At 34.0% G+C, this 23,931-nt stretch carries 19 protein-coding genes; 7 read left to right on the top strand and 12 right to left on the bottom strand.

Annotation, left to right across the window (positions count from 1 at the left end; translation table 11 throughout):
• Positions 1–53 precede the first annotated feature (53 nt).
• The 5 genes from PKK00_02525 to PKK00_02505 form a co-directional block, all read right to left on the bottom strand.
• Complete coding sequence (locus PKK00_02525; protein HNW97270.1) at positions 54–1,976, bottom strand: AMP-binding protein; 1,923 nt, start codon at positions 1,974–1,976, stop codon at positions 54–56.
• Positions 1,977–2,058: 82 nt separating this feature from the next.
• Positions 2,059–3,111 carry an endolytic transglycosylase MltG gene (gene mltG / locus PKK00_02520; GenBank protein HNW97269.1) on the bottom strand — a complete coding sequence of 351 codons (1,053 nt, stop codon included), beginning with the start codon at positions 3,109–3,111 and terminating at the stop codon, positions 2,059–2,061.
• 12 nt (positions 3,112–3,123) lie between these two features.
• Positions 3,124–3,639 (bottom strand): GNAT family protein, encoded by a 516-nt coding sequence (locus PKK00_02515; GenBank protein ID HNW97268.1) that lies wholly within the window; start codon positions 3,637–3,639, stop codon positions 3,124–3,126.
• Positions 3,640–3,658: 19 nt separating this feature from the next.
• Positions 3,659–4,459: a diaminopimelate epimerase gene (gene dapF, locus PKK00_02510; protein HNW97267.1), complete on the bottom strand. Its 801-nt coding sequence runs from the start codon at positions 4,457–4,459 to the stop codon at positions 3,659–3,661.
• Positions 4,456–5,241, bottom strand: coding sequence for a hypothetical protein (locus tag PKK00_02505; protein HNW97266.1), 786 nt, complete (start codon positions 5,239–5,241; stop codon positions 4,456–4,458). The genes dapF and PKK00_02505 overlap by 4 nt, the downstream gene beginning before the upstream one ends.
• A 232-nt stretch (positions 5,242–5,473) precedes the next feature.
• Here PKK00_02505 and PKK00_02500 point away from each other — a divergent pair, with 232 nt between their 5' ends.
• Both PKK00_02500 and PKK00_02495 read left to right on the top strand, forming a co-directional pair.
• Positions 5,474–6,934 carry a Do family serine endopeptidase gene (locus PKK00_02500; protein HNW97265.1) on the top strand — a complete coding sequence of 487 codons (1,461 nt, stop codon included), beginning with the start codon at positions 5,474–5,476 and terminating at the stop codon, positions 6,932–6,934.
• 169 nt (positions 6,935–7,103) lie between these two features.
• On the top strand, positions 7,104–7,970 hold the full coding sequence (locus tag PKK00_02495) for an RNA polymerase sigma factor RpoD/SigA (GenBank protein ID HNW97264.1): 867 nt from the start codon (positions 7,104–7,106) through the stop codon (positions 7,968–7,970).
• Positions 7,971–8,042: 72 nt separating this feature from the next.
• Here the strand turns inward: PKK00_02495 and PKK00_02490 are convergent, their stop codons facing one another.
• A complete protein-coding gene (locus PKK00_02490) occupies positions 8,043–9,017 on the bottom strand; it encodes a GSCFA domain-containing protein (GenBank protein ID HNW97263.1) in 975 nt (324 codons plus the stop codon).
• A gap of 338 nt (positions 9,018–9,355) precedes the next feature.
• On the opposite strand from PKK00_02490, the gene PKK00_02485 reads away from it, so the two are divergent.
• Together PKK00_02485 and yidC are read left to right on the top strand one after the other, a co-directional pair.
• A complete protein-coding gene (locus tag PKK00_02485; GenBank protein HNW97262.1) occupies positions 9,356–10,963 on the top strand; it encodes a CTP synthase in 1,608 nt (535 codons plus the stop codon).
• Between the two features lie 230 nt (positions 10,964–11,193).
• Positions 11,194–13,125, top strand: coding sequence for a membrane protein insertase YidC (gene yidC / locus PKK00_02480; protein HNW97261.1), 1,932 nt, complete (start codon positions 11,194–11,196; stop codon positions 13,123–13,125).
• Positions 13,126–13,131: 6 nt separating this feature from the next.
• On the opposite strand, the gene PKK00_02475 is transcribed toward yidC, so the two are convergent.
• Entirely contained in the window at positions 13,132–13,899 is a 768-nt protein-coding gene (locus PKK00_02475; GenBank protein HNW97260.1) for an RNA methyltransferase, read from the bottom strand.
• A gap of 113 nt (positions 13,900–14,012) precedes the next feature.
• On the bottom strand, positions 14,013–14,180 hold the full coding sequence (locus tag PKK00_02470) for a 4Fe-4S binding protein (protein ID HNW97259.1): 168 nt from the start codon (positions 14,178–14,180) through the stop codon (positions 14,013–14,015).
• Between the two features lie 296 nt (positions 14,181–14,476).
• On the opposite strand from PKK00_02470, the gene PKK00_02465 reads away from it, so the two are divergent.
• Complete coding sequence (locus tag PKK00_02465) at positions 14,477–16,330, top strand: 2-oxoacid:acceptor oxidoreductase subunit alpha (protein ID HNW97258.1); 1,854 nt, start codon at positions 14,477–14,479, stop codon at positions 16,328–16,330.
• A 3-nt stretch (positions 16,331–16,333) separates the two neighbouring features.
• Positions 16,334–17,371 (top strand): 2-oxoacid:ferredoxin oxidoreductase subunit beta, encoded by a 1,038-nt coding sequence (locus PKK00_02460; GenBank protein HNW97257.1) that lies wholly within the window; start codon positions 16,334–16,336, stop codon positions 17,369–17,371.
• Between the two features lie 823 nt (positions 17,372–18,194).
• Here the strand turns inward: PKK00_02460 and PKK00_02455 are convergent.
• The 4 genes from PKK00_02455 to PKK00_02440 all read right to left on the bottom strand — a co-directional run bounded on the left by PKK00_02455 (position 18,195) and on the right by PKK00_02440 (position 22,445).
• Positions 18,195–19,691, bottom strand: a complete 1,497-nt coding sequence (locus PKK00_02455) for a radical SAM protein (GenBank protein HNW97256.1) — start codon at positions 19,689–19,691, stop codon at positions 18,195–18,197.
• A gap of 119 nt (positions 19,692–19,810) precedes the next feature.
• The gene (locus tag PKK00_02450) at positions 19,811–20,116 is read right to left on the bottom strand and encodes a hypothetical protein (protein ID HNW97255.1); all 306 of its coding nucleotides are present in this window, start codon (positions 20,114–20,116) and stop codon (positions 19,811–19,813) included.
• Positions 20,117–20,569: 453 nt separating this feature from the next.
• Complete coding sequence (locus PKK00_02445; GenBank protein HNW97254.1) at positions 20,570–21,904, bottom strand: hypothetical protein; 1,335 nt, start codon at positions 21,902–21,904, stop codon at positions 20,570–20,572.
• Positions 21,894–22,445 carry an RNA polymerase sigma factor gene (locus PKK00_02440; GenBank protein HNW97253.1) on the bottom strand — a complete coding sequence of 184 codons (552 nt, stop codon included), beginning with the start codon at positions 22,443–22,445 and terminating at the stop codon, positions 21,894–21,896. The genes PKK00_02445 and PKK00_02440 overlap by 11 nt, the downstream gene beginning before the upstream one ends.
• Before the next feature lie 113 nt (positions 22,446–22,558).
• Here PKK00_02440 and tilS point away from each other — a divergent pair, with 113 nt between their 5' ends.
• The gene (gene tilS, locus PKK00_02435; protein HNW97252.1) at positions 22,559–23,890 is read left to right on the top strand and encodes a tRNA lysidine(34) synthetase TilS; all 1,332 of its coding nucleotides are present in this window, start codon (positions 22,559–22,561) and stop codon (positions 23,888–23,890) included.
• Positions 23,891–23,931 lie beyond the last annotated feature (41 nt).

Raw genomic sequence — 23,931 nt, 5'->3', positions numbered from 1 at the left:
ATTTTATTAACAAACCTTCTGATACCTTACTATAATGTTAATATGCAGAATATTTATAAATTGAAATTCCTGAAAATTTCTTTCATTGCATAAATATTTTTTGAGTTACAAATATCCTTTGCTTCCGGCATATACAAAAAATCAATAGTAGGTTTATAATGCTCGATTATTTTTCCTCTTACAATTTTAAGAGTGCTGTTCATCATATGATTTTCTTCAGTAAATGCTTCGCTTATTATTCCTATTGCTGATGGCAACCAGCGTTGCGGGAACACCCCGTCAAACTTATTTCCTTTACGGTATAAACTTATTTCATTTTCAATTAATTTCAATGCTTTTATCACCGTTTCGTTCGAATCAAAGCGAAGTCCATTTTCTTCTATCCATTTTTTTAAATTTGTAACATTAGGCGCAATCAAGCATACAGAATATGGATTTTGATTGTTATAAAGCATACATTGATCAATGTATTGCGATTGCCCGATAAAAGCTTCTTCTATTCCTTCAGGACTGTATTTTTCGCCATCATCAGCAATCAATAAACTTTTGAAACGACCATAAACAAACAGGAATCCATCTTTGTCGATATAACCCAGATCGCCGGTGTAAAGCCAGCCATTCCGTATAGTTTCGGCAGTAGCTTCCGGATTTTTCCAATAACCGGTCATCACATTTTCGCCTTGTATCACAATTTCACCTTTTTCTTCCGCCGGTAGTTCATTCCCTTTGGTATCACAAATTTTTAATTTCAGATTTGAAACCAGATAACCTGATGAACCTATTTTGTGTTTTCTTTCAGAATTGGATGAGATAACCGGAGATGCTTCAGTAAGGCCATATCCCTGGAACATTGGTATTCCTATCGCGTAAAAGAATTTCTGAATTTCAGTATCAAGCAAAGCTCCTCCGCCAATAAAATAATGAAGCCGTCCGCCAAAATTTTTTCTAATTTTTTTAAAAATAATTATATCAAATAATTTTAATATTGGTTTAAGGAAAATGCGTTTCCCTTTTCCTTTTTCAAAACTACTCATGCCATTATAATAATAGGCGAGCTTTATTCCTTTATTGAATAATTTCTGGATGAATTTTCCTTTAGCTGCTATTCCTGTTTCAATATTTTTCTTGAAATTTTTTGCGAGCGACGGAACACTTAACAGGAAATGAGGTCTGATTTCTTTTATGTTTATTGGAATATTTTTTAATGTTTCAATGGGCGAAGAACCCAATTGTACAGAGGCAATGGATGCTCCTGCTTTCATGATGCTGTATATTCCTACGGCATGAGCAAATGCGTGATCCCATGGTAATATCAAAAGGGATGTGTAATATTCCGGAACATCCATCAGGCTTAACGATTGTTCCGCATTTGCTGTATAATTGCGATGCGAAAGCATGATGCCTTTTGGTTCGGCAGTGGTGCCTGAAGTGTAGCAAATATTTGCAATATCATCACCTTTTACGGATTGCCATCTTTCATTAAAATCTTTTAGGTTTGTTTTAAGAAATTCATCACCTGCCTTGATTACATCACCTGAAAAAATTTCTTTGTCCTCATATTTTTCTAAAGCATCAAGAACAATAATTTTTTCTACTAAATTTAATTTCGCTTTTATTTCTCTTATTTTTTTTAATTGAGAAACAGAAGAAATGATATAATGCGCTTCTGAATGTTTTAACCGGAATTCAAGTTCGGAAGGTTCGGTTAATTTTACAGATAAAGGAACATTAATTGCCCCGGCATATAAAATGGCCAGTTCAGATATAACCCAATCGTTCCTTCCTTCTGAGATAACTGAAATACGGTCACCTTTTTTTACACCTATATTTAAAAGTCCTGAAGCTAACTGATATACAATTTGATGAACCTCTTTATAAGTTAAATATTGATAAGTATCATCTTTTTTTTCGTACAGATACGCATTCTTACCAAATTTTTTTACACTTTCTTCGAAGAGATTGGTTATGGCTTGCATAGGCAATTGTAATTTTAAATGTTAAATTAAAAAAAATAATGATGCAAATCATAAAAAAATAAAATAGCTATAAAATGAGCTTCTATTTTATTTTAAGCGTGTTCAGGTATTGATGATAGATTTGTGCATTGCGCGAATGTTCAGCGCTGGTTTTGGCAAATGAATGATATCCCGAGCCATCAGGCTTTGCACAGAAAAATAAATAATTATGTTTTTCGTAATTGAGGACTTTGTCGATTATTCGTGAATCGGGTAAACATATCGGACCTGGTGGTAGTCCTTTGTTTTGATATGTGTTGTATGGGGAATCAGTGAGCAAATGTTTTTTCAAAATACGTTTGATTGAAAAATCACCAATTGCAAATTTAACTGTTGGATCTGCTTCCAATTTCATTCCTTTATTCAGGCGGTTGATGTAAACACCTGCAATAGTGGGCATTTCGTCATATTTCCGGCTTTCTTCCTGTATTATGGATGCAAGAATTTCAACTTCTACAGGAGATAGTCCTGCATTTTCTGCTTTTGTTTTACGACTGTTGTTCCAGAATTTATCGAATTCTTTTTTCATTTTTTCAAATAATTGTTTGGCAGAAGTATTCCAATAGAGTTCGTATGTGTTTGGAATAAAAACAGCAATAGCATTATCTACTGTAAACCCAAGTGAATCGAGGTAATCTGCATTATCAAGCAGTTCAATTATTGATAACGAATCGGCTTCAAGCTGTGAAGACATTTTTCCGGCAAGCTGATATTTGGTACGCACATTATTAAATACAAGCTTTACAGGTTCTTGCCTGCCCGACATCAGCATGTTAATAAGTTCATTATTGTTCATTCCATTTTTGATCGTGTATTTGCCGGGTTTTACATGATTCTTATAATCCTTATAATCGGCAAGCCATTCAAATGATGAAGCATCGGAAATTATTTTATTTGTATTGAGTTGATTTAATACTTCATTAAAATCGGAACCGGTTTTTATATATAGGTAAGTACTATTTTTATCGTCAAGCTTAACATTTGATTTGTATAGGATAGTATATGCTTTGTATGCAGTGAAGATTCCTGCCAGTATTAACAAAACACCCGTGATCACTATTATTTTAAAAAAAACTGATTTTCCTTTTTTAGCCATTTGAAAAAGAAATTATTTATTAATTAATTGTAAAATGTATTCATCCTTCCATGTTTTGCCTTGCAGAATCCATTCTTTTTTAAGCCCGATGATTTCAAATTTGAATTTTTTAAAAAGCTTCAGACTGTTTTCGTTATCGGATGTAATGTTGCAGAATAACTGGTGAAGATGTAAAGTATTAAAAGCATAATCTGTCAGAATTTCGAGTGCTTGTGATGCATAGCCTTTGCTGCGGTATTCCTCGCTGATTAAAATCCCGACACCTGCTCTTTGGTTTGACGGGTCGAAATCGAAAAGGTCGATGCACCCAATAGTTTTATTGTTGTCAGTTTCAACAATCATTAATCGCAATTGTTTTGCAGCATAAATATCCTGTTGAGCATTCAGAATATATTCTTCAAGTAAATGATGCGAGAAAGGAGCTACAGTATTACTTAAATGCCAGATACGTGTATCGTTCTCCCATTTATACAGAATATCAATATCAGCGGGTTCGGGAGCGCGGAAAGAAATATTTTTCCCTTTCATGATAATTTTTTCTAAATTTTTAAATGGATATTTCTCCTTTATAAACGCAGGTTGCCGGCCCTTGAAGCCATATATCGGTATATTGTGTTTTGTTTATTTTATTAAAATATACCGAAAGATTTCCGCCAAGAGTAATCAAATTACAGGTGTTGCCTTTAAGTAAATGAAGTTCGTTTGCTGCAATTGCCGTAGCTGTAGATCCGGTACCGCATGAAAGTGTTTCATCTTCCACACCACGTTCGTATGTTCTTACAAAAATATGTCCATCCAAAGGCTCTGCAAAATTTACATTGATCCCTTCTTTTTTGAATGCTTTACTATACCTGATTTTTTTCCCTTCAGTAAATACATCCATGTCTTTTACGTTTTTTGTAAACGTAACATAATGCGGCGAACCGGTATTTATAATAAAATATTTTTCCTCTTTAATAATATTTGAAACATCACACATCTGAAGTTTTACAATGGTTTCGTTTTTATTAACAGCAATGATTTGTGCCTGGTGAAATCCATCGGTAGCGCTGAAAACAGTTTTACTTTTTATGATTCCCAAATCGTGTGCAAATGCTGCACAACATCTACCCCCATTGCCACACATACTTCCTTCTTTTCCATCGGAATTAAAATAAACCATTTTAAAATCACCATCATTGCTTTTGTTAATCAGTATAAGTCCATCGGCGCCTATGCCAAACCGACGATGACATAAAAAAGATATAACGGATGCCTGGTTTATATAATTCTTAAAGATATGACTTCTGTTATCAATCATGATAAAATCATTTCCGGCACCCTGATATTTGGAAAAATTAATTTTCATCGGTTACTTAGTTGACTTATAATATTGGGATTATTAAGTGGAATAAGCGACTTGAATTCAACCGAACGGTCGATCTGATAATAATCCGAAGTATATTTCATATAAAGGATTTTATTCTGCATTTTAAATGAGATCATATTTAATTGATCAATACCGAATAATACCAGTTTGTTTTTATTTGTTTTATAACCTTTATAATTTATTGGTGATTTCCAGAATTCAACAAGAAGTTTGTTGCTGCTTTTTTCATGAACATTTTCATCGATCAATAATGAATCTATTTTGTCATTGCTGAAAAATTCTTCTAAGCCGGGAATTGTAAAATATTTTGCATAGATGAGTTTATCTTTTTTAACCTTGATATCTCCGGATGATTTATCATTGTAATTATTGATATCAACATTTTTCTGATTTTTTAAAATAGAATCAAATAATGATGAATCGGGCAATTCCCCATTATACATAGCGAGAAATTCATCAAGAGCATCCGGATTGGATAAGTCAATACCGGTAGAATCGAAATAAACAGAATCGGTTTTAGGTTTTGGATTGAGTAGTGGATCGGGTTTGTATTTATTATTGTCTGTATTGTTATCAGATATCAGCGTGTAATCTTCTTTGTCGTTGTTGCTAAATAAATTGCTGAAATAGTTTTTTACATTTTTAAATAAATTTCTGCTGACACCTGAACTTCCCTGCCACCATATCATACTCCATGCTACCAGGAACCCTATAAGTATTCCTACCAGTAAAAACGCAAAACGATTTTTATTTTTTTTCATGTTAGGCTAATGACAAGCTGTCAGATAAATTTTATTTGCAAAAGTATAAAAAATAGCAGTAGTTTGCGATATAAGATTGCTTAACAATTTTTAACAATGGACTAACAATATCATGAATATGTTGTCGTTTTTGAAAATACCTTGAAAATATAGTGGTTGTCGATACTGACATTTATATTTCAAGGCATAAAAATTGATAACCTAAGCGAGTTTTAAAAAAAAATTATTTTATATGGAAGCAAAAAAAATTATGACTTTTATGTTGGTTGCCTTTACAGGCGGATTGTTTGCTGTATCAACATCCTATTTGGTAAGCAAAACTGATGTGATAAACAAAACACAGGCAGCAAAAGAATTTCAAAACAATAATTTTCAGCAGGCTCCTTCATCATCTCCGGTTGTGATTCCTGCCAATCTCGATTTCACTAAAGCTGCCGAACTTTCAGTACATGCAGTAGTTCATATAAAAACAGAATATCAGCAAAAGAGTTCTGTATACGATGATTTTTTTGGAGGTTCATGGGATCCCTGGGGTTCAAAAAATTATTATTCGCCTGCAAAAATATCCGGTTCCGGTGTTATCCTTACTTCCGATGGTTACATTGTAACAAATAATCATGTGGTACAGGATGCCAATTATATTGAAATTACTTTGAATGATAAAAGAACATATGAAGCGGAAATTGTAGGTACCGATCCCGGAACCGACCTGGCTTTAATAAAAATTGATGAAAAAGATTTACCCTATCTTTCTTATGGGAATTCCGATAGTGTTAAAGTTGGTGAATGGGTGCTGGCTGTTGGAAATCCTTTTAACCTCACTTCAACCGTTACTGCCGGGATAATTAGTGCAAAGGCACGCAATTTAAATATTCTTGGAAAAAATTCTTCTATCGAATCGTTCCTTCAAACAGATGCGGCTGTAAACCCTGGCAATAGTGGAGGTGCGCTAGTAAATACTAAAGGAGAACTTATAGGTGTTAATGCCGCCATTGCTTCAAATACCGGTTCGTATTCAGGTTATTCATTTGCCATACCTGTAAATATCGTAAAAAAAGTCGTTGATGATTTTGTTAAATACAAAAGTGTACAGCGTGCATACCTTGGTATTACATATGAAGAAGTAGATAGTAAATTGGCTAAAGAAAAAGGTTTAAGCAAAGTAAAAGGAATCAGTATTTCGTCGCTTGCTGATGCTGGTGCAGCAGAAGAAGCCGGTCTGTTAAAGGGTGATGTGATTACAAAAATTGGTACAGCAGAAATAAATAGTGGTTCCGAGTTACAGGAAGCTGTAGTTACACACAGACCGGGTGATGTGGTTAAAGTTACTTACATCAGGGATAAAGCAGAAAAAGAAATTTCTGTTAAATTGAAAAATATAAATAATACTACAGAAATAGTAAAAAGCGAAGAAGAAAGCGTTACTACATTATTAGGAGCAACTTTTGAAACACTTTCTGCTGATGAATTAAAAGAATTAGGAATAGAAAATGGATTAAAGGTTTCGAAGCTTGATGCAGGATTGATGAAAAATGCAGGTGTACGTGAAGGATTTATCATTACTAAAATTGACCAGAAACAGATAAAAACTCTTGATGATTTAAAAACAGCTTTAAAAGAAAAAAAAGGTGGTGTGTTGATTGAAGGAATTTATTCAAACGGAATGCATGCATATTATGGTTTTGGAATGTAAGTTTTCTATATTGTAAAATCTTGCTTTTCAGTATAATTGAGATGTTAATTTATTTTATGAAAAATTATTATTAATATATCAAAAAAAATATAGTACTTTTGCAATTCTTTTTAAGAAAAAAGAACCACGATATTGAGGTAGTTTAGACAAGAAATAGAGGAAGGGATATATGCGACAACTTAAAATAACAAAATCAATTACAAACCGTGAAACGGCTTCATTAGACAGGTATTTATCAGAGATAGGAAGGGAAGAATTAATTACTGCGGAAGAAGAAGTTTTACTGGCACAAAAAATTAAAGCCGGCGACCAGAAGGCTCTTGAAAAATTAGCCAAAGCAAATTTACGTTTTGTTGTATCAGTAGCAAAACAATACCAAAACCAGGGCCTTAGTTTACCTGACCTGATAAATGAAGGAAACCTTGGTTTAATAAAAGCAGCTCAGCGTTTTGATGAAACCAGGGGATTTAAATTCATCTCGTATGCTGTTTGGTGGATTCGTCAATCCATATTACAGGCTCTTGCCGAACAAGCCAGAATTATCCGTTTACCTTTGAACCAGGTGGGATCATTAAATAAAATTTCAAAAGAAGTTTCACGCCTGGAACAACTATATGAACGCTTGCCTTCAGCCGATGAGATTGCTGAATCGCTTGATTTACCTGAAGAAAAAGTTGTTGATGCAATGAAAATAAATACACGTCATTTTTCGGTTGATGCACCAATAATTCCGGGCGAGGATATTAGTTTTCTGGATGTATATTCAGGCGATGAAACTCCAAATACCGACAAAGGTTTGATTTTTGAATCGCTTTCAAAAGAAATTGAACGTTCATTATCTACACTTACTGAACGTGAACGCGATATTATTAAATTATATTTCGGTATAGGAATTAGTCATGGGCTTACCCTTGATGAAATCGGTGCAAAGTTCGATCTGACAAGGGAAAGAGTAAGACAGATAAAAGAAAAAGCTATTCGCCGATTGAAACATACTTCACGAAGCAAATTGCTGAAAAGTTATTTATGTCAATAAAAAATAAAAGGGAGCGAATTTAGCTCCCTTTTTTATTGAAGAGCTAAAATTTTTTATAAACTTGTGTTTTTATTATTTAAAATATTCTTCAAATTCTTTTAAATCGAGATAAGAAAATTTCTTCTTTAAGTCCGATACTTTTTGTAAATATTTTTTCATGAACTTATCAAAATCAGCTGTTTTAGGGAAAAATGCTTTATGATTTTTTGCCTGCACCAGTTTATTTATTTCACACATAATATCACGGGAAGATGCATCAATATAAGTTTCCGAGAATCGATTCCGAATATATTCAATTGCAGTTTCGTTCGGATGAATCATATCACTGGCGTAAAATCTGTAATCCCTCAATTCATCCATCATTATTTCATATGCGGGAAAATAAAAACAATTATTGAATTTTTCAATTATTTTATGTACTGCTACAAATAATATTGATTTGCTAAGCTGATTCTCAATAATGCCATCATTTATGTGGCGTACAGGGCTTACAGTAAAAATAATTTTCAGGGAAGGGTTTGCAGCTTTTAGTTTGCTTATATATTCACTGTATTCTGAAAAAATTCTTTCTGCATTAAGTAATGATTTGGTAAATGTATCTGAAGGGAGTTTGTGACAATTGTTAACAATAATATTTTTTTCCCTGTGCGTATAAATAAATGATGTACCAAAAGTGATAAATATAAATTCGGTTTGCTTTAATCCTTCTGACGAAGCGTGAATGGTCTCATTTATTTTTTCTAAACATTTTTTTTTATCGGTATCGGAAAAACGGCTGTGATGGTAAAAACTGAACCAAACATCATTATAAAAGTTCAGATCTTTTTCAGAGAATTTTTTTTCGCCCAATAAAAATTTGATAGAGTTAATGATAGAAATTGGATTATAAACAATTCCGAACGGGTTGACTATAGTTGGGAATTTCAGTTCTTTCAGGTAATTCCCAATACTTTCTGTAAAACATGAGCCAATAAAAATACTTTTCGTCAAATAATTTATTTTACTTTCCGATTCGGGAATGTCAAAAACAGTTCTGAAGGTTTCCATAATTTAAAATTTGCGCAATATATAAAATCTGTGAATTTTATTTTCAGTTTTAACTTTGATTTTAATAACTAAACTAACTTAATATCCTTGAGTTTATTTAATATGTCTATGGTTGTAAGGTGAGGCAGCTAGTCAGGGTGAATGTTATTGGTTGTAAGTAATCATATTCCCTTTCAACTTTAACCCTGACCAGTCGCTATACCAATCAACCATTGACAATAACTAAAACTAACTTCAAAATCATTTCCGTTTCAACTGTTCATTTCTTTTGATTATATTATTACTTGTAATTCATAATAATTCTTTAATTTGCGCACTTATTTTTTAATAAAATTACTATGTCTTCTGCAAAATATATTTTCGTAACAGGTGGCGTTACTTCATCGCTGGGAAAAGGGATTATTTCAGCTTCGCTTGCAAAACTTTTACAGGCAAGGGGATATGCGGTTACCATTCAGAAATTCGATCCTTATATTAATGTCGATCCCGGAACGCTTAATCCATATGAACATGGTGAATGTTATGTAACCGACGACGGTGCAGAAACAGATCTCGACCTTGGTCATTATGAACGTTTTTTAAACATGCCCACATCACAGGCAAATAATGTTACTACCGGCAGAATATACCAGTCGGTTATTGAAAAGGAAAGGCGTGGCGATTATTTAGGGGAAACAGTTCAGGTAATTCCTCATATTACTGATGAAATAAAATATCGCATGAAATTGCTTGGCAATGAAGGGTCGTTTGATTTTATTATTACTGAAATTGGAGGCACTGTAGGCGATATTGAATCTCTTCCATATATTGAAACGGTTCGCCAGATGCGCTGGGAATTGGGAAATAAATGCCTTGTTGTTCATTTAACGCTGGTGCCATACCTTTCCGCTGCCGGAGAATTAAAAACAAAACCTACACAGCACAGTGTAAAAATGTTGCTCGAACTGGGAGTGCAGCCAGATGTGTTGATTTGTCGTACCGAAAGGCATTTGAGCGAAAATCAGAAAAATAAGATTGCATTATTTTGTAATGTTGATGCTTCTTCTGTTATTGAATCAATTGATGTAGATACAATATATAAGGTGCCAATATTAATGCGTGAAGAAAAGCTGGATGCAGTTGTTTTACGAAAAATGAACATGTCGGAAAAACAAGAACCCGACCTGGCTAAATGGGAAGAGTTTCTTTATAAATTGCAGCATCCCGTATGTGAAGTGAATATTGGTATAGTTGGGAAATATGTTGAACTGAAAGATGCATACAAATCAATTAGCGAAGCTTTTGTTCATGCCGGTTCTGTTCATCAATGCAAGGTAAAAGTAAAAATGCTGCATTCCGAAAATATAGATGCATCAAATGTAAAAGAACAATTAAAGGATCTTAACGGGATATTAGTTGCACCCGGTTTTGGTGAAAGAGGAATTGAAGGAAAAATAATGGCAATAAAATATGCGCGTGAAAATAAGATTCCATTTTTGGGAATTTGTTTGGGTATGCAGTGTGCCGTTATTGAATTTGCAAGGAATGTGCTGTGTTTAAAAGATGCTCATTCTACTGAAATGAATCCGCGAACAACAAACCCTGTTATTGATATTATGGAAGCACAGAAAAAAGTTTCCTGTAAAGGCGGTACCATGAGACTGGGAGTTTATCCGTGTGAAATTAAAGAAGGAACAAAAGCATTTGAAATTTATAAAACAGAACAGATCACGGAACGTCATCGTCATCGCTACGAATTCAACAATAAATACTTGGAATCATTTACTAAAGCAGGTATGATACCTGTTGGAATAAACCCCAAGGATAATCTTGTTGAAATGATGGAAATTCCTACTCATCCATGGTTTGTTGGTGTTCAGTTTCATCCTGAATATAAAAGCACAGTTGCAAAACCTCATCCTTTGTTTGTTGCTTTTGTTGGAGCTGCAATTGCAAATAAAAAATAAATATTTTTCTGACATTAAATATTCGTTCATACAAATTTTGTAAAACATGACCAGAGCGGGTTACACCTATTTTATTCCCACTTTTAATGAATATGAAATTTTTTAATAGAAATGATTTTGCACTTGTAGCGTCAAACTTTTCGGTATCGGTTACAAATGTATTTGGAATATGATTAGTTTGTCAGGTTTGGTAAAACCCTTATCTTTGCCCACTCAAAAAAATATAATAAATGAATAAAAATACAATCATAGGCCTGGTTTTGATCATTGGAATAATGGCCATTTTCAGTTATATCAATCGTCCTTCCGAAGCGGAAATAAAAAAAAGGCAGCATGAACAGGATTCGATTGCTTTAGCGTTAAAGAAAAACGACTCGATCGCAGTTGCCGAAAGTAAGATAAAAAAACTGAAAAGTGATTCATTAAAAACGGATACCGGTTCAGTAAAAACATCCAACGATTCATCTGTTTCTGTAAAACAAAAAGATGAACTGGGAATATTTGCAGGTTCGGCACAAGGTGAAAAGAAAACAATTATCGTTGAAAATGAAATTGCAAAATTTAAATTTAACACTTTTGGCGGAGGCATTTGTTATATACAACTTAAAAATTATAAAACCTTTGATAAAAAACCTATTGTATTATATCATTCTGATTCTTCACTTTTTGGTTTGAAATTTTATGCCGATAACAGGGTAATTAACACTTCAGAACTGAATTATTCTGCTTCAATTTTAACAAAGAAATTCAACGGAAAGGACAGTATAAAATTAAGCGGAAATGATTCTGTAAAAATTGCTATGCGCCTGTTCCCTGATTCAGCTGTTAATCCCGACAGAAGTAAATATATTGAACTTTGTTACACCATCCCTGCAAATGAGTATATGATAAAAACCAGTATCAACCTGGTTGGAATGGGCGAAATAATTACCGCCAGTCAAAGTTCAATGGATTTAAACTGGAACATGAACCTGAATCAACTGGAAAAAAGTTTAAAAACAGAACGTGCTTCTTCAACTATTTATTATAAGTATTACGAAGATGAAGTTGATTATTTATCAGAAACCAAAAGCGATTCAAAAGATTTAAAAACAAAAATTTCCTGGATAGGATATAAGCAACAGTTCTTTTCTTCTGTAATGATTGCTGATAACGGATTCCTGAATGGGAAAATAGCTACCAATATGAGCGATACTGCAAAATTTAATAAATCATGTACTTCAACACTTACGGTACCTGTTGATAATAAATCGTTGCAATCATTCCCAATGCGTATGTACTTTGGTCCTAACCATTATAAAACATTACGCAAATACGATCTTGACCTGGAAAGACAGATACCATTAGGATGGAGTTCTCCTTATATTCTTGGATGGATAAACCGATTCGCTGTTATTCCTATTTTTAACTGGCTTGAAAATACAGGAATAAGCTATGGTATCATTATTCTAATTCTTACAATAATTTTAAAGATAGTGTTATTTCCGATTGCATATAAAACATATCTTTCAGGGGCAAAGATGCGTGTACTGAAACCGGAAATTGATGAAATAAACAATAAGATCCCAAAAGAAAAAGCGATGGAACGCCAGCAAGCTACAATGGCTTTATATAAAAAAGCCGGGGTGAATCCAATGGCGGGTTGCGTTCCCATGTTACTGCAAATGCCTATTCTTATTGCATTATTCAGGTTTTTCCCGGCTTCTATTGAACTTAGGCAACAAAGCTTTTTATGGGCAACCGACCTGTCATCATATGATTCCATTTATGATTTTGGTTTTAAGATTCCTTTTTATGGCGATCATATAAGTTTATTCTGTCTTCTTATGACGATTTCAACAATTATATATACCAGGTTGAATAACCAGTTAATGGGAACCCAGCAACAGATGCCCGGAATGAAATTCATGACCTATGCCATGCCCATAATGTTTCTTGGAATACTAAACGATTTTTCAGCCGGACTTAATTATTATTATTTCCTTGCAAACATGTTTACCTTCCTTCAGATGTGGATTATCCGCAAAACCATTAATGAAGAAAAAATACATGCAAGAATACAGGAAAACAAAAGGAAATCGAGTACACGAAAAAAATCCGGGTTTCAGAAAAGACTTGAAGAGATGGCCAAACAACGTGGATATAATCCGCCAAAAAGATAATTGTTCTTATTGCTGTTTTGTAAATTCGTAACAAATCAACGCCGTAGCGATAGATGCATTCAGCGATTCCGCATGTGTTGTTTCTGCTTTATTCTGTAGTGGAATTGCAATCTTTATATTGATATATTTTTCTAATTCGGGTGATATCCCTTTCGATTCACTTCCAATAATGATAATCGGGTTTTCCTTTTTTGTGGCATTGTATAATGGCTCACCTATCATATAAGCGCCATAAACATAAGCATTGCCTTTATTTATAGAAAGAAATTTTTCGAGGTTTGTATAATATATGGTTGTTCTTAAAAATGAACCCATGGTAGCCTGGATTACTTTTGGATTATATAACTCCACACAATTTTCAGAACATATTATGTTTGTAATACCAAACCAGTCGGCTGTTCTGATAATCGTACCAAAATTCCCCGGGTCGCTGATTCCATCGAGTATTAAAGTTATTCCTGAAAATGATTTTATTGAAAAAGTTTTACCAGGAAAGTAATCTAATACAGCCAGAACCTGGTTGGGAGTACTAAGGCAGCTGATACGTTCCAGTTCCTTATCGTTAACTTCAAAATAGTTGATATTGTTTTTACTTATGGTTTCAGTATTTTTATCCAGCCATTCATTTTTTGCAAACAATGAAACTACAGGTAATCCTTTTTCAATGATGTCATTAATTATTTTTGGACCTTCAGCAATAAATTGCCTTTGTTCATCACGAAACTTTTTCAAATGCAGCGAACGAACGAATTTTATCTGGTTTTGAGTCAGCATGTATGATATATTATTACCGTATCAATGATTCTATATAACACAAACATCCCGCAAATTGCGGGATGTTTGGTAAATTCTGTTCCGAATCTTCGGAATTAATTTTTTCCGATGTATTATTCCGGTTTAATGCATTCAACAGGACAAACATCAGCGCAAGCGCCACAATCTGTGCAAACATCAGGATCAATTTTATAGATGTCGCCTTCAGATATTGCTTCAACAGGGCATTCATCTTTACATGTGCCGCATGCAGTACAATCGTCACCAATTTTATAAGCCATTTTAGTAAGTTTTAAAGTTTATATTCAGGTGCAAATATATTTGGATTATTTATATAGTTGCAAAAAAAGTTGTAAAAAAATTTATTTTAATAAAAAAAGAAAAATATTTAAATAGTATATATATGTTTATATCTCTTGAAACATATGATGTATAAATGATTTATTTAAAAAAAACACAGATTTTTTTTTATTGTTATTCAATTAACAAATACCTTTGCGAAAAATTTATAGTATTCAAGGAGATAATGAATTAAAATCTCTTTAATTTCGCAACAAATTAAAAACCCTAAATAATTATGTCAAAAAAAGAAAATACGGTAGTTGAGTTGCACGATGCAGTTATTCGTTTTGCAGGCGATTCGGGTGATGGAATGCAGCTTTCGGGCAATCTTTTTGCTGATGCAGCTGCTTTAGCAGGAAACGCTATAGCTACGTTCCCTGATTATCCTGCCGAAATAAGGGCACCACATAATACTATTGCAGGTGTTTCCGGTTTTCAGGCACGTATAAGTAATAGTAAGATTCACTCATCGGGCGATTTGGCTGATGTGCTGGTAGCAATGAATGCTGCTTCACTGAAGGCAAACCTGAAATGGGCAAAGAAAGGTGCAACCATTGTAGTTGATGCCGATACCTTTGATGAAAAAAACATTAAAATAGCCGGTTATAAGAATAACCCGCTTGAAGATGGAAGTCTTAATGAGTACAAGCTGATAAAAGCTCCTATAACTTCTTTGACCTTAGCTACAGTTAAAGATAAAGGCATTGATAATAAAACAGCAGGCAAAACAAGAAATATGTTTGCATTAGGCATAACATATTTCCTTTTTAATCGTGATTTCAAAACTACAGATGAATTCTTTGAAAGGAAATTCAAGAAAAAACCCCAGATGATTGAAGTGAATAAAGCAGTTATCAGGGCCGGTTACAATTTTGCAGAAACCCTTGAAATTATTCATTCTACATTTAAAGTTCCTGCTACCACAAAAACAGATAAAGGCAAATTTCGTAATATTACCGGAAATGTTGCTACTGCATGGGGTTTACTTGCAGCTTCAGAGAATTCAGGACGTCCGTTATTCCTGGGTTCTTATCCTATTACTCCTGCAACTGAAATCCTGATGGAGCTTGCACAACACAAATCATTAGGTGCAAAAGTTTTCCAGGCAGAAGATGAAATTGCAGGTATATGTTCAGCTATTGGCGCCAGTTTTACCGGTTCAATGGCTTGTACTACCACATCAGGTCCTGGACTTTCATTAAAATCGGAAGCAATCGGACTGGCTGTAATGACTGAACTTCCACTCGTTATCGTGAATGTACAACGTGGTGGTCCTTCTACAGGATTACCAACAAAATCGGAACAATCCGATTTACTCCAGGCTTTATATGGACGTAATGGCGAAGGTCCTTTGATTATTGTTGCTGCTTCAAGTCCTGCCGATTGTTTTTATGCTGCTTATGAAGGAGCAAAACTTTCTATGGAACATATGACTCCGGCTATTGTTCTTACTGATGGATATATAGGTCAGGGTTCGGAAGTATTTAAAATTCCTCAAGTAAAAGATCTGCCTAAAATCAATCCTCCTGTTGCAAAACCTAATGATCCCGATTATCAGCCTTTTAAAAGAGACAAGGAAACACTGGTAAGAAAATGGGCTTTACCGGGAACCGAAGGTTTACGTCACAGGGTTGGCGGACTGGAAAAGTTAGATGGTATAGGTTCCGTTTCAATGGATCCTTCAAATCATGAATTAATGAGCCATCTTCGCGAGAAAAAAGTTGAAAAAATTGCAGATTTTATTCCCGAACAAAAACTTGTTGGCGATGCAAAAGGTGATTTACTCGTAGTGAGCTGGGGAGGAAGCTATGGATCGGTTTTAGCTGCGGTGAAAGAAATGCAGGATGAAGGAAAATCGGTTAGCCTAGCACATTTCAGGAATATTTCCCCACTACCGAAAAATACCAAAGACATACTTAAGAATTTCAAAAAAATTGTTGTGTGTGAACTTAATCTCGGTCAGTTTGTAAAATATCTGAAAATTAATTTCCCCGAAATTCCATATCATCAATATAATAAAATTCAGGGATTGCCCTTTACCGTTAATGAATTAAAAGAAGAATTTGCAAAAATATTAAAGGAGAACTAAGCTATGGAAGAAAATTTAACAGTAGAAAGATCAAGAGTACCACTGTCGAAAGAAGATTTTGTAAGCGATCAGATGGTGAAATGGTGTCCCGGATGTGGCGACCATGCAATACTTTCCTCTTTGGCAAATGTTTTCCCCAAGATTGGATATAGAAAAGAAAATTTTTTAGTGATATCAGGTATCGGTTGTTCTTCGAGGTTTCCGTATTACGTGAATACTTATGGTTTTCACAGTATTCATGGAAGAGCTAATCCAATTGCAACAGGCGCTAAAGTTTCAAATCCGCACCTGAGTGTTTGGGTAGCTACCGGTGATGGCGATTCAATGGCTATTGGCGGCAACCACTTCATTCATATTATCCGCAGAAATGTTGACTTGAACATCATGCTTTTCAATAACCGGATTTATGGCTTAACCAAAGGTCAATATTCTCCAACTACAGAAATGGGCACGGTAACTAAAACTTCTCCACAGGGAACTATTGAACATCCTTTCAATGCCGGCGAACTGGTTTTAGGTGCACAGGGAACTTTCTTTGCACGTGTGGTGGATACTAATCCTAAACTGATGACGGAAGTTATGTTTGAAGCAGCTAAACATGATGGAACATCGGTAGTTGAAGTATTGCAGAATTGCGTAATTTTTGCCGATGGCGTTCACGATTTAATTACTTCAAAAGAAACCCGTGACGACAACCAGTTGATACTGAAAAATGGTGAACCTATGATATTCGGTAAAAACAAAAATAAAGGGCTTCGCCTGAAAGGAACACATATCGAAGTTGTTGAAATTGGTAAGAATGGAATTACCGAAAGTGATCTTTTGGTTCACGACCAGTACGACCAGGATCCCGGTATTCACCTGATGCTGGCTAAAATGGCTCCGCCATTATATCCTGTTGCATTAGGAGTAATTCGTTCGGCAATGTTCCCAACTTACGACGACCTTGTTGAAGAACAGATTAAAACAGCTAAAGCTACTTCAAAAATTCAATGCGTTGACGATTTACTAAATAGTGGCGACACCTGGGAAATAAAATAATTTTTTTTAGTAATATTATTGGTTTTTAGAGCCTGTCTGCATAAGACGGGCTTTTTTGTTTTTATAGAAAATAGTAAATAGAAAATTCAGTATTCAGTCAACCATTGAACAAATAAGGGTATATAGGTATAAGGGTATATGGTATAAACATTAAATGAACATGGAAATTCAATATTGAGAATTGGACATTGGATATTGAAAATGTTATTGGTTGAAAGGTTGAGCGACTTGTTTAGTCAATAGTCAAAGGGTTATAGTATAAACACCATCAACAAGAAACATTTGCCCAAACCAGCCGCCTTACCCAAAAACTACTGAACATTTGAAAGGTATAAGGGTATAGGGTATAAAAGAAAAACGAATTAAAACAATTCTGAATTCTCATTTCAGCATTCTGACTTCTCTTGTAAACTTATGCCTTGTCTACTTATCAACTTTTCTTTTAACCGCAAAGCATGCAAAGTTTTTTCACAAAGGACACAAAGAAATTTATTGAAATCAAGTCCACAATTAAACAATCGAACAGTTGAGCAATCGAACAATTGAACAGTTGAACAGTTGAGCAAATAAGGGTATAGGGTATAAAAGAAATAATTCTGAATTCTCACTTCAGCATTCTGATACCAATTGTTAATTTAAAATAGTCCAAAGGATATTTTAAATTTTACAATGGTTATGCCGATGACATAGATGTTATAGTACAATTTATTGGACTATTACATATATACAATCGGTATGACTTCTCTTGTAAACTTATGCCTTGTCAACTTGTCTGCCTTGTTCGCATTCGTTTGTAAAGAGTGTAAAAAGAAGAAATTACTTACTAAATTATCTCGTTGATAAGCTGCGGAGCCTTGATACATCTGGGGTCGGGGAAGTCCCAGTTCTCATCGCCATAAACTTTCAGAACATCTGCCCAGCATTTATTCGGATACTTATTGCTGCACTCATCGAGTAGCTCGCAATTCTTACAAGCGCTGGCATTGCGGAAATCATCTTTTGTAAAGTTTACCCATTTAAGCGCAGCCGGCGAGTTCCAAATTTCTTCTATGGAATTCTTCAGTACATTGCCTATTATAAAACGTTTCTTCCAGTACATTTGTTCGCAAATGGTAACATTGCCGTCGGGAAGGACATACATGTGCGAACGGTTGGCAGTGCATGTTGCACCGGGAAATGATCTGCTTCCTTTTTTGGCAGTAAAATATCCTCGCTCGAGGTATGATTTATCAATATCTATTTTTAATTTATTTTGTTTGTTCAATTCGTCAATATGCTCAAACACTTGCTGGCGTTCGTTTTTCTGAAGCTTGATGCTTTCAAACTCAGTTGAGCTGTAAAGCGATTTGAATGCTATGCGTACCTGCCAGTACTTGATTCTTTTCAGTGTCGAAAGGTAATTGTACATTTCTGTCAAATCATTTTTATCCGAATTCAGTTTTGTCAATACCGAAATCACATGATAAGGAATATTATGTTTATCCATAGTTTCCAGGGTGTTTTTCATTTCCGAAACATAGTTTCTGCGAACACCAAGTATTTTCGTTATCTTATTTTCAGAAAGCGAATCGAATGAAAACTGGAAAGTGATTCCACCAAATTTTTTCAGTTTCAGAATATCATTTTCGGTAATGGGAACTTTTGTCGAAATGAAATTTCTTTCAAAACCTTGATCCTTTAACTCGGAAAGAAGCTCATACCATTTATTGTAAAGAAAGAATTCGCCTCCCCCCACATGAATATCTTTTATCTTCAGTTGTTTTGCTTCGCTTATCATCTCTTTGATTCGTGAGAAAGGGATCTGGCACGATATCTTTTCGTTCCTGTCGGCATAACAATAAATGCAATTAGTAACGCAAATGTTGGTAAGCATTATTGTTATCAGCGAAGGTCCTTTGATAAGTCTTGACGAATCGAAATCCAATTCGTTATAAATAAAATCTTCGGGAGTGTAAGTATTGTTTATTTTCAGATGCTCTTCATATTTGATGATGATTTGTTTGGGGAACTGGCAGTTTATTCCTTCATATTCGGTGTAAACAGCTTCGGGGTTTTCAATAAAAGGTTTAATGATATGGTATGTTTCATCGTTGCTTAAACTAAGGAAAGAACTTAATTCGCCTACAGCATTTTCGATGGTGGTGGGTTTTGAAAAAAATGACAATATCATTGCCTGTGCCGGGTGAATGTACGATAACCATTCGTTGTTCGAGGCTTCGCATTGCGGCGAAGAGTTAGCAATGATTATAGCTCTTTTAACATCGTTCCTGAAATTATAATCGGGATTTAAAACATATTTTTCGTTATTCTCTGTATTCATAATTTATTTTTTAGATGGTTGAAGATTATTATTGAAGTAAGGGAAACAATTCTTCTGCAACTTTTAAACGAAGCAGAAGAATTGCATTTTGATTTGTACAAATAAATGTTCTTGGCTTATTATAATGCAGGTGCAAGATTGCTCCAACATTCTCTAACTCCGCCAATACAACCACCGCCTCCGGGGCCGCTCATATCGCCGGTGCAGCCGGTGCTGGCATTAGTGGTGCAACCTCCCGAACCACCGGAACAATTAGCCATTCCTGTGTAGCAAATTGAATTCTGTCCATTGCAAACAGCATATCCGCTTACACAATTCACAGTGTTAATAAAGCAAGTTCCGCCTTTGGTGTCTTTTAATTCTTTTGCATTCATCAGCTCTTTCAGATTAATGCTCCCTTTTGTGAAATCTTCAATTTTTTTCATTTTGTTTGATATTTGTTTTACCTACTCTATTCTGGGCTTTTCGGTTTACGCCTTTTTAAATTTCATTCGTTCCTGAAATTTGAGATACCTGCATGCAGTATGAATTCAGTGTTTCTGTAAAGAATGATAAAACAAAATAATATAACATTGTAGCCGGAATGCAAGAATATTAGCTTAACCCGCTATATCTTTCAACAAACAAGTAAAATGAATATACACCACCGTCAGGTGATGTTTTTTTAAGTGATTGTAATGAAACTATTGATTTTACAGTTATTCCGGTAATGCAGGAATTAGACAAACAAATAAAAATCAGTTATAAATGAAAAATTCTGATTGAAGAATCGTTTTGGTTTTTGTGAAAAGTTTTGAATAGTAATATTCACAGGTATTAAATAAAATAATGGCGTTCACGGTTTTTAACCGTGAACGCCATTAAACATTTTGCTAAAATTAAAACCCTCCGTCAACCTGCCATAATTTTTCTTTATTATCATTTCTTATGGCAAGGTTTGCTTTGGCTGTTTCCCCTGATTTTAATTTTATTTCATAAGGAACAAATTCACCCGGATACAAACCTGACTTGAAAGCCTTGCCAATACTGATAATTTTCAGTCCGCCGTAATATGCTTTGGTTTCGTTATTAAGAGGTAATGAATAAACATTTTTTACTTTATCCCAATCATTATTTTCAAGTCCTTCAAAAAATATTTTTGCAGCATCTTCACTGGCTATTTTTTTCATATTGTCCGATTTTGAAGGTTCTAATGTTTTTACATCTGTCCAGCTCATTCCTTCCGGTAGTTTTATCGAGAATGTTTCATCAGGGATATTGATATTATATTTTATTTCTTTAGTGTCGAGTACCAATACATCTTTATTGTTTTTTTCAATATAAACCTGTAATGATAGCAGTAAGTTTGTTTCTTTATCGAAAGTGTATATCCTTGTATTGTTCGATTCCAGTATGGTCTTATTCAGCATGTAATCGTTTTTGAAATTGCCCAATGCTTTTGCTTTTACAGTAAGAACAACTTTATCACCCGTTTCATCAATGGTGTATTTTGCATTATTTTCTTTCGAGAATTTTTTTTCATTTTCCATGATCAATGTTGGCTTAAGCAGTATTTGCAGCCATTCCACGAATCCGTAATTTGTGTCAGCTTTTAAAGCAATATCGTCTTTTATGTATTTATATTGATTTTTTCCATCCATTAAAACGGTTAAGCCTTGTTTTTCCATTTTCCATTTTCTTGGTGAAGAAAAATTTTCCCGAATTTCGTTTTTTACAAAATCGCTATCCATTTCAATCAAATCGAAATTATCTCTGACAAGCGTCCGGATGTTTAAATTTAAATAAATTGTTTTCAGGTTTGACATAGCGGCAATTGATTTATCGAATAATGCATTGGCGGCGTAGACTTCTCCGCTTGTGTCAGAAGAATTCAATTTTATAAATGGTGCAATGATAACGGCAATTACTATAACCGCCGCAATAGCCGCTGCTTTTGCCCATACCGGCATTCTGAATTTTATGATCTTGCCTTTTTCCTGTGTGTCCATGTTTACGCTCGTTTTAAGTTGTTCCATAATTTTTGATTTCAATTCACGGCTTGCTTTAATTTTAATTTGTGGTTTGATTTCGGACATTACCGATTTCATTTCTTCGTATTCATGCCTGCAATAGCTACATTTTTCAATGTGTTGCAGCATTTCATCTTTTTCTTCTGAAGAAATATCTTCATCAAAAAGATTGACCATATTTTCTTTAAATATATTACAGTTCATTTTGAACCTCCTTTGATTTTTGAATGATTGATTTTAATTTAGTGATACCATATTTGAATCGCGATTTTACTGTGGTTGCCGGAAGCTGAAGTATATCGGCTATTTCGGTAAAACTCATTTCATCAATAACACGTTGTCGTATTACTTCAGCCTGTTCATCCGGTATTCGTGAAAGTATTGCATTTACTCGCTTGAACTCTTCTTTTTCTATAATTTTTGCGCTGCTGTCATCTACATAATTATTTAAAATATTTTTTAAAAAGATTTCATTTTTATATTCAATGTTTTTCTTCATTCGGAGCCTGTCGATGCAACTGTTAGAAACCATACGGAATATATAGCTTGAAGGATTTGCCAAATCTTTATATTTATTTCGATCATTGAACATTTTAATAATTACTTCCTGAACTATATCTTCGGCTTCTTCTTTATTGCCCAGCCTGAAAAAAGCATGATGCACAAGTTTGTTCTGATAACAGTCGATAAAATTTTCCAGCTCTTTTATGCTTTGAGGAAATTTATTTTGAAAAGTTTCATTCATCTTACAGGCAAGTTTTTTAGTAAAACGAAAATTAAGAATAAAAAGACTTAAAAATAACAAACTTCTTTTTTGTATCTTTACATTCCTTATAAAAATTCTCGAAATAAAGTATAATGCTAAAAAAATTTCAAAACTTTATTAAAAAAGAAAAATTATTTTCAGCGAACCAGAAAATACTTGTCGCAGTTAGCGGTGGTATTGATTCGGTGGCGCTATGTGATTTAATGCATGAATCGGGGTTTGAGTTTGGAATTGCGCATTGTAATTTTATGCTCAGGGATAAAGAGTCGGATGGTGATGAAAAATTTGTAAAGCAATTAGCAAAAAAAATTAATATTCCATTTTTTATAAATCGTTTTGAAACGGGAAAATATGCCGATGAAAAAAAGATTTCTATCCAGATGGCTGCACGTGAGTTAAGGTATGCATGGTTCGAGGTGATAAGAAAAAAGAACAATTATGATCTAATTGCTGTTGCTCATCATGGCGACGATGAGATAGAAACTTTTTTTATCAATTTAATAAGAGGGACAGGGATTGCCGGATTGCACGGTATTAAAGTAAAGCAGGGGAATATTATTCGTCCGCTTTTATTTACGAGCCGAAATGAGATAGAAAAATATGTTCATTCAAAAAAAATAAAATTCAGGGAAGACAGCAGTAATAGTTCAGATAAATACATGCGTAATAAAATACGCCACAAACTTATCCCTTTGCTTAAAGAAATGAATCCCGATGTTGAAAGATCAATAAGATCGGCTATTTCAAGAGTAAGCGCCATTGAAAGTGTTTTTAATAAAGTTGTAGAAAAAGAAAAAAATAAAATTGTTGCCTGTGAAAAATCTTTAATAAAGCTCGATATTACTGAGCTTTTGAAGCATGATAATTCTGAACTTTATCTTTACGAATATTTGAAACCTTTTGGTTTTACTGGTGAAATAATTGATAACATTACCGATTCATTAACAACTGATGAAGGGAAAATATTTTATTCATCAACACACAGGCTGATAAAAGACAGAAGATTCCTTATCGTTTCATCAATACTGAATGAAGAAAATAGCTTGGAATATTTTATTGATGAAAGAACAAAGTCAATATCTGCGCCGGTTAAAATGAAATTTTCTGTTAAAGAAAATTCTCCCGCTTTAAAAATCAAAAAAGATAAACGCCTTGCTTATCTTGATTGTGATAAACTGGAATTTCCTTTAAAAATAAGAAAATGGAAAACGGGCGATTTCTTTTATCCTTTTGGTATGAAAGGGAAGAAGAAGCTAAGTGATTTTTATACGGATTTGAAATTTTCGGTATTGGATAAAGAAAATACGTGGCTGCTATGTAACGGCAATGATATTGTGTGGGTGGTAGGGCAGCGAACAGACAATAGGTATAAGATTAAACCTAAAACAAAAAAAATATTAATTATTGATGTTGATATAAAATAATTACTATTTTTGCTTTCATATATAAATATATAAATAATTAA

Source organism: Bacteroidales bacterium (assembly GCA_035353855.1).
Taxonomy (GTDB): domain Bacteria; phylum Bacteroidota; class Bacteroidia; order Bacteroidales; family CG2-30-32-10; genus DAOQAK01.
This window is presented reverse-complemented; position numbering and strand designations above follow the sequence as displayed.

Bases quoted from the DNA above. Each gene is read 5' to 3' on its own strand.
- PKK00_02525 (HNW97270.1), bottom strand. From the start codon at position 1,976: ATGCAAGCCATAACCAATCTCTTCGAAGAAAGTGTAAAAAAATTTGGT.
- mltG (HNW97269.1), bottom strand. From the start codon at position 3,111: ATGGCTAAAAAAGGAAAATCAGTTTTTTTTAAAATAATAGTGATCACG.
- PKK00_02515 (HNW97268.1), bottom strand. From the start codon at position 3,639: ATGAAAGGGAAAAATATTTCTTTCCGCGCTCCCGAACCCGCTGATATT.
- dapF (HNW97267.1), bottom strand. From the start codon at position 4,459: ATGAAAATTAATTTTTCCAAATATCAGGGTGCCGGAAATGATTTTATC.
- PKK00_02505 (HNW97266.1), bottom strand. From the start codon at position 5,241: ATGAAAAAAAATAAAAATCGTTTTGCGTTTTTACTGGTAGGAATACTT.
- PKK00_02500 (HNW97265.1), top strand. From the start codon at position 5,474: ATGGAAGCAAAAAAAATTATGACTTTTATGTTGGTTGCCTTTACAGGC.
- PKK00_02495 (HNW97264.1), top strand. From the start codon at position 7,104: ATGCGACAACTTAAAATAACAAAATCAATTACAAACCGTGAAACGGCT.
- PKK00_02490 (HNW97263.1), bottom strand. From the start codon at position 9,017: ATGGAAACCTTCAGAACTGTTTTTGACATTCCCGAATCGGAAAGTAAA.
- PKK00_02485 (HNW97262.1), top strand. From the start codon at position 9,356: ATGTCTTCTGCAAAATATATTTTCGTAACAGGTGGCGTTACTTCATCG.
- yidC (HNW97261.1), top strand. From the start codon at position 11,194: ATGAATAAAAATACAATCATAGGCCTGGTTTTGATCATTGGAATAATG.
- PKK00_02475 (HNW97260.1), bottom strand. From the start codon at position 13,899: ATGCTGACTCAAAACCAGATAAAATTCGTTCGTTCGCTGCATTTGAAA.
- PKK00_02470 (HNW97259.1), bottom strand. From the start codon at position 14,180: ATGGCTTATAAAATTGGTGACGATTGTACTGCATGCGGCACATGTAAA.
- PKK00_02465 (HNW97258.1), top strand. From the start codon at position 14,477: ATGTCAAAAAAAGAAAATACGGTAGTTGAGTTGCACGATGCAGTTATT.
- PKK00_02460 (HNW97257.1), top strand. From the start codon at position 16,334: ATGGAAGAAAATTTAACAGTAGAAAGATCAAGAGTACCACTGTCGAAA.
- PKK00_02455 (HNW97256.1), bottom strand. From the start codon at position 19,691: ATGAATACAGAGAATAACGAAAAATATGTTTTAAATCCCGATTATAAT.
- PKK00_02450 (HNW97255.1), bottom strand. From the start codon at position 20,116: ATGAAAAAAATTGAAGATTTCACAAAAGGGAGCATTAATCTGAAAGAG.
- PKK00_02445 (HNW97254.1), bottom strand. From the start codon at position 21,904: ATGAACTGTAATATATTTAAAGAAAATATGGTCAATCTTTTTGATGAA.
- PKK00_02440 (HNW97253.1), bottom strand. From the start codon at position 22,445: ATGAATGAAACTTTTCAAAATAAATTTCCTCAAAGCATAAAAGAGCTG.
- tilS (HNW97252.1), top strand. From the start codon at position 22,559: ATGCTAAAAAAATTTCAAAACTTTATTAAAAAAGAAAAATTATTTTCA.